Raw genomic sequence first — 6,398 nt, 5'->3', positions numbered from 1 at the left:
GAGCGGCTACCCCCAGCCGCGATCCGAGACTTCAGAGCCCTCCGCATCACCGGCCATGTGACCGTTATCGACCTCATCCGCGAACCACGGTTCCGTGGTTTCCTCGTCCATGTCCGCGGCAACCATGGATGTGCTCGGCTCGGGCAAATCGACCGCGTCCACGATCCGCAGCTCCGGATCTTCGTCATCCAGGTGTGCGGCTACCAGCGATGCATTGCTCGACTCGGGCGCCGTGCTGTCCCAAATCTCTTCACCGGTTTCGGTATTCGTCCGCGCACCCGTCACCGACGGCCGCGATGCGGCTGGGCCCTCGATATCGGGCAGCCCCTCGATCAGCTCCGAAAGCTTCGGCATGCGAGCCCGGTGATCGTTCAGCGGCTCGAACAGCTCACCGCCGCGGCGGGTCACCTCCGCCACCGCCTGCTGCGCGGCAGCGACAACAGCCGCCGCGATCTCGTCATAGCTGAGCTGCTTGATATCGGCGGAGAACTGGAGATCGGTCAGATGGCCGTCGGCATCCACCGTCACCGTGACCCGCTTATCCCGTGTCGCCGCGCTGGCGGTCAGCCCGGCGCGCTGTTGCGCGACATCGGTGACATGCCGCAACTGATCCTGCAGTTCACCCAGCATCGCCTCCATGCCGGACCCGTTGCCTTTGGCGCGCCCATTCCACATCTGAAGTCCCTCAACCGATCTCGAATCCGCACAGCCCAACGGCCGTGCGCCTACCTCATCACCCCAGCATCCAACCGACCTTCGCGTCAGTCGAATCCCCGCGTCGATGCCTCTTCGGCCTGTTCCAATCTGCTAACTATGTCGAGTTCCGCATCACGCATCACCATGGCTGACTTATGCACGTCGTCAGTCGCCTCCACTGTGGCGTCCCCGCTCTCCTCGACCCCCGGCTCACCGTTGCTGCCCTCGAGAAATTGTTCGGCGGGTTTGCCAGTACCGCAGGCCTCGGGCAGCCGCCCCAATATGTCTTTCAGGCGCGCGCCGAAGGACGCGATCCCATCGCACACCTCTTCGCCGTATGAAGCCGCCGTTTGTAGCGCATCGAGGTCGACCTCGATCCGTTCCGCCATGACAAACCTCCCACAGTTGCCGAACGCACAGGTGTATACCCAATGCTTGCACGGCAGACCCGAATTCACACCTCAAGGGAATGTCAAATCCTGCACTTACCCCAGCGGAGGTCACTACGCCCTTACATCGCGAGATCGCAAAGTCTGCTCCCATACCATGGGAACCCGGCCTCCCGGCCGAGCAAGCCGTGAACTCCCAGATAGAGTGCCCATCCGCTGATTCGGCGGCCGAGGACCCCGTCAGCGGTATTCTCGGACCAAACGAAGAGAACCGTAATGTCCGAGGGGCGTAACAGTGACAAGTGGACAAGCGGAGAGCGGTCGAGACGACCTGCCCCAGGATGACGCGGCGGAATCGGAGCGCGCTCCGGATATCGTATTCAGCCTGCTGGCCGACGAAGCCCCGGCGTCGGACACCGATGAAGCGGTGGACGATACCCCCCGTCGCATTGTGGACGAACTGAAGACCGCGGCGCCGGACGAATGGCAGCGACTGTACGCCGAGTTCGCCATCACGGTGTCGACCGAAGCGGCGCAGGCGGTCTATTCCGTCGAAGACATCGAGGTCGCGGTGGCGGTACCGAAGTCGGCACTGCGTTTGGTCCGCGAGCATCGAGAGGCTGCCGCGGGCTCGGACGGTTCCGGCCCGAGCGCCGCGCCATGGTGGCGGATGCTGGTACACGCGACCTCCGATGGTTCTGTCGATGTCGACTACGACTACGGCGATCGCCCTTTCCTGGACAATCAGTTGTTCCCGCCCGCCGCGTATCGCGCCGACCTGGAAACCTATCCGCGCGAACGCCTGCCGGTATGGCTCGCGGCCTACCTCGGACACGCGGACCGGCAGTCCCGCAGTCCACAGCAGGCGGCTATCGCGGCTCGCGCGGATCGCCGCGCGGCGGTGTGGGCGACCTTGGCGGAGAACGAATTTCCGACATTTCCCGTGATGTGGGCGCGGTGGGCAACGATCGCGGCCGGATTCGTCGCCGCTGGTTCGGAGTTGGGGCCGCGAATGCTGCCCGCACTCGGCTGGTTCGAAAGTTCCCGGCGCAGCGGTTCCACGCTGTATGCACTGCCCGATGGTCGTGCCGTACTCTCCGGTGGGGTATGGAACGCGCCGACCCTGGACGCCACCTACAACGACGGCAGCGATATGCCGAAATTCTTTGCCGGAGCACCGGAATGGGTGGCCGATCCGATGCTGAACCCGCGCATCGGGGCGGGCCTGATGTCGTTCTGCTACTGGTGGGAGTCCGGCCGGTGGTACCGGGGCGAGTCACCCCCGGCATCCGAGTGTGCTGCCGCCATGCCCGGAGTGTGGTCGGCGGATTCGGTCGCCGACATCGTGGCACGAGCAGTCTCCAGCCAGCCGAACAAGGCCCAGCTCCTGGCCGCCTCGACACTGGTTTCGGCCGCGGAAGTGGGTGTCGTGACCCGCGAGACCGTCCTGAATGCCTTCGGCGACGTCGGTTCACTCGATATCGACAGCGCCCTCCTCCAGTTCCGGATGGCCGGCCTGGTCACCGTGGTACCGGAAGCAATGCCCAAGCAACTGGCCATCACCCGAGTGCGGCAGTACATCCTCGGCCTCGGCCTGGACACCACCGGCTACGCGCTGGGCGATCTGGTCGCCGACCGGCTCAGCTGCGGCTGGATGGTGTCTGTGCCGGTGCCGCGCGGCGAGATCGCGGGCGGGCGGGCGATCTTCTACATCGCCGACGACGGGGTCCTTGAACGGTCATCATCCTCGGTGCCGCCAGTGCAGTTCGTCGATGGGTTCGAGAAGAGGTTCCAGCAGCGCCAACGATCGGAAGTGTGAACGTTCACCCGAGCTTGCCCGGACTGCCGTACACGGCAACACTTTTCGATCGAGACGCGACAAGGATCCGATAAGCGAAGCCCAAGGCCTCCATGAACAAATGTATCGCGAGAGGCGGACCGCGGCGATGCACGAAAACCGCGCGCCACCGCCGCATCGGAGGTAGCCATCGCAGATGCGGCGGTCCAGGACATAGAGAGAAGTACCGAGATGACCACAACTCAGTCGATTGCCCTGACGATCATCGGCGTAGAGGCAGCCATCGTTGTCGCCGCCCTGTGCTGGCCGCGGCGCAGTCCCACCCCAGGTCGCAGCCTCGCCCGTCAACAACGCCAGAGCCCTGGGCACAGCCACCAGCGACCGTTGCGGCGGGCGGGCCCACAGGTCCTATCGGCGAGTGGTCCCGCCTCAACCGAGTGTAAATAAATACGACCGTAGCGTCTACGACGTTGACCGGGAGCCATTGACCAAGTGCGATGAAATCAGACGGTTCACGACCCGGTATGTCCGAGGGGCGCTGGGGCTATTAGGAGTGTGCGGTATGCCTCCCCAAGAAGAGGGTGGAGAAGAGAGAGCGGGCGAGTCCGTCACGGAGGCGGCTTCCTGGTCGATGTTGAACGAGTTCGTGGGCGCCGGTGATCTGCTCGTCGACAATGACATCGCCCTGACATGTGCAAATCTGTGTGCCGACTTCATCGAGGTGTTGAGGGGTATCAGGGATCAGGGAGATGTCGAGGGGGCGAGCTCGTATGTGGCGTACGCAAAGGATGCCGGGTACGGTGGCGCTCCGCTGCCTTCCCTGGAGACGCTCGACATATATCTCACAAACCTGGGAACCAAACTGTACGACATAATTGGCAGCGAGGATCGAGAGGGCACTCGGCTGCATGATTTGAACAATTTGAAGGAGCTTTTTATATCGGCCGGTAAGGCGTACGAGATAGCTGAAGGCATCTCGGCGTCAGATTTCGACAGCATAACCTCCGGCGGTGTTACCCCCTTGATCGATCGCACTCCCGGAAGCTGGGTTCCGACGAGTAGTAGAATCGACGAGCTACTGCCCGAGGGCGAATCGTTCGAGTCTGTTTCGGACGAGATCGGCCCGGATCCTTCGAAGCTGAGTTACAAACAACTGTACGATCTGGGTGAGTTCATCCGGGGGGTGGATTTGCCGTACCACTATGAGTCGAGAGCCATTCTCTGGTATCGGATGGGTGATACTCTCCGTGACAAGTCCACAGAATTCAAGAATGATCTCGTACTGGCCGCTTCCGACTCGTGGACCGGGAAGGGAAAAGAATATGCCATCACGACTGTCGACAATTTCAAGAACCAACTGGATCCATTGTGGCGGGCAATGCATCAGGCTGGTCATGTGTACACTCATGCAGGCTACTGGCTCGATGAAACGCAGAAGGAGATGCCGCAGGATGCTGAGAATCCGAACAGTTATGTCGTCAACGAGGACGGGTGGTGGATCTTTGGCACAGCGAAGCGGGTAGAAGACGACCCGACACCCCAATATCAGGAAGCTTACCGCAACACATATAAGGCCGGTTACGAGGAAACAACCAAATACTTTCCGAAGTTTCCGGAGTATGCAGGCACGCCGAATGACGGCCAGAGCACCGACGATGAGTACACTCAAGCGGGTGGTGGCGGTGCTGGTCTGAATAACGGTCTCGGCGGTTCGCCGCTGGACAAGCAATGGGCGGCGCTGGATTCATATGCCGATGAACTGGAGCAACAGGCTGCGGATCTGGACGGATACGCGAACGCGCTCGATCCTATTGGTGCCGACCCTGCCGCCGGGCTCTCGAACGGTATGGGCGCCCTCACGGACGCCCTGTCCACGGCGTCGAATGCGGTACAGAACGCACTGGGTGCGGCGAAGAACGCACTGCCCAGCGATCTGATGAAGCCGCCGGCCGCCGACCTGCCGTCGACCTCGGCGGGGCTTGATGCAGCACGGAACCTGGTTGGCGGCAAGGTCGGCGGTGGTGGTGTCGGCGGAGCGCCGCACAGCGCGCCGAAGGCGCCGTACGACGCATCGCGGTTGTTTCCACGCGTGAACGCGGGCACGACCATGGCCGGGTCGGCGGCTCAGGTGCCGCGGGCCGGTGCCGCCCCCATGGCGGGTCAACCGATGACGGGCACGCCTGGCCCCGCAGGCACGCCAGCTGCCGGTGCGCGTGGCGGTGGCCAGGAGAGCAAGCGCGAGCGCCCGAAGTACCTGGATTCCGCGGAGCATCTCGATGACGCACTGGGTGAGGCGCCCGACATGACCCGCGCGGTGGTGGGAGGGATACAGGCGCGTCACGTGACTGAACAGGCGCAACAGCCGGCGCCGCCGGAGCAGCAGCCGAATCGGCCGCGGATGTCGCGCTCGGATCCGCCGCGGGCGCCGCGTCCGGAGGAGCCGATCATCGTTCGGCAGCCGGAGGCGCCCTGATGGACCGGAGCTGGACACTCACCGACGTGGAGTTCGTCGTTGCCTGGGACCGCATGCGAGAGCTGCGGCTGCCCGCGCCTTTCACCGCTCTCGTGCGTGATCTGGATTGGGATGAGCAATACGAAGAACGCCAAGCGTGGCTGGGGTTGCGGACTCGGTGGAGCAGTGGGCTCGATGAGGTGTTCGACATCGTAGCGAAGCCTGATTTGCGTATCATCGCGCACGGTTGGGATCAGCGCGCTGCCGCCGATCCGACGTCACATATCCGTCTCCATGCCATTCGGCGCGCCGACCGAGGCTACCTCCTCGAACAGATTCCGGGCAGGACCACTTACGACGGCGGCCGTGTCACAATCACCGAGTGCGATTGCCTTTCCCTGGCCGAACGGATCGCTGCCCGTCTGCCGGCGGAGGAGCGCGGGCAGTTCGACAATGTCGTGCTACCCCGCAGATCTACCGACGCGGAATTCGACGCCGAATTCGGTGCATCGATGGTGCGGGAACCGAAGGAAGCTCCGGTCGACCAGCATGGTGCCGAACTTCTGCGCAAACCGGTGGCGCGCCGAGGTATCGTGGAGGTTCGGCAGGGGGTAACGAGATTCGGTCCACGGAATCTGGCTCGACGTGGATTGTGGTGGCGCGATATCGCCGACGACGGACGCTATGTGATTACTCCTGGCAGCCCGGCCATTGCTACCGGCGTCGACACGGCGCGGTTGGTTAGCTCGATAAATCGTGCTGTTGCCGACGTGATCCGTCTGATCAAGGACGAGCGGCGCTGATTCGCGCGGCGATCACTCGGACTCCTCACTCCGCCAGCTCCACACTTCCCATGGGCGCGGCGACACCGTCATCGGATGGTCCATTCGCGGCGCAAAGCCGCAGGCCATGAGCTCGCGGCGTGGAGGGCACCCTGATCTATACCGACCGTATCCGCAAGCCCGGAATCACGTTGGAATGGCTCATTGACCGCGACCAAGGAGGATCGCGCCAGTATGCGACTCGGCCCCCGGCGCGGACCGACGCCGCGCACACGAAAGGT

The 6,398-nt window shown here is 63.4% G+C and carries 5 protein-coding genes; 3 read left to right on the top strand and 2 right to left on the bottom strand.

Annotated features, from left to right (window positions below; translation table 11 throughout):
• Nucleotides 1-6: 6 nt before the first annotated feature.
• Nucleotides 7-675 (bottom strand): YbaB/EbfC family nucleoid-associated protein, encoded by a 669-nt coding sequence (locus OHB12_RS02495; RefSeq protein WP_327115746.1) that lies wholly within the window; start codon nt 673-675, stop codon nt 7-9.
• Nucleotides 676-761: 86 nt separating this feature from the next.
• Nucleotides 762-1,085, bottom strand: coding sequence for a hypothetical protein (locus OHB12_RS02490; RefSeq protein WP_327115744.1), 324 nt, complete (start codon nt 1,083-1,085; stop codon nt 762-764).
• 295 nt (nt 1,086-1,380) lie between these two features.
• On the opposite strand from OHB12_RS02490, the gene OHB12_RS02485 reads away from it, so the two are divergent.
• The 3 genes from OHB12_RS02485 to OHB12_RS02475 all read left to right on the top strand — a co-directional run bounded on the left by OHB12_RS02485 (nt 1,381) and on the right by OHB12_RS02475 (nt 6,138).
• Nucleotides 1,381-2,904, top strand: a complete 1,524-nt coding sequence (locus tag OHB12_RS02485) for a hypothetical protein (RefSeq protein WP_327115742.1) — start codon at nt 1,381-1,383, stop codon at nt 2,902-2,904.
• A gap of 541 nt (nt 2,905-3,445) precedes the next feature.
• Nucleotides 3,446-5,356 carry a hypothetical protein gene (locus OHB12_RS02480; RefSeq protein WP_327115740.1) on the top strand — a complete coding sequence of 637 codons (1,911 nt, stop codon included), beginning with the start codon at nt 3,446-3,448 and terminating at the stop codon, nt 5,354-5,356.
• Nucleotides 5,356-6,138 (top strand): ESX secretion-associated protein EspG, encoded by a 783-nt coding sequence (locus tag OHB12_RS02475; protein ID WP_327115738.1) that lies wholly within the window; start codon nt 5,356-5,358, stop codon nt 6,136-6,138. The genes OHB12_RS02480 and OHB12_RS02475 overlap by 1 nt, the downstream gene beginning before the upstream one ends.
• Nucleotides 6,139-6,398 lie beyond the last annotated feature (260 nt).

The organism is Nocardia sp. NBC_01730, assembly GCF_035920445.1.
Lineage (GTDB): Bacteria > Actinomycetota > Actinomycetes > Mycobacteriales > Mycobacteriaceae > Nocardia.
This window is presented reverse-complemented; position numbering and strand designations above follow the sequence as displayed.

Coding starts and splice junctions, on each gene's coding strand:
- OHB12_RS02495 (WP_327115746.1), bottom strand. CDS start 675: ATGTGGAATGGGCGCGCCAAAGGCAACGGGTCCGGCATGGAGGCGATG.
- OHB12_RS02490 (WP_327115744.1), bottom strand. CDS start 1,085: ATGGCGGAACGGATCGAGGTCGACCTCGATGCGCTACAAACGGCGGCT.
- OHB12_RS02480 (WP_327115740.1), top strand. CDS start 3,446: ATGCCTCCCCAAGAAGAGGGTGGAGAAGAGAGAGCGGGCGAGTCCGTC.
- OHB12_RS02475 (WP_327115738.1), top strand. CDS start 5,356: ATGGACCGGAGCTGGACACTCACCGACGTGGAGTTCGTCGTTGCCTGG.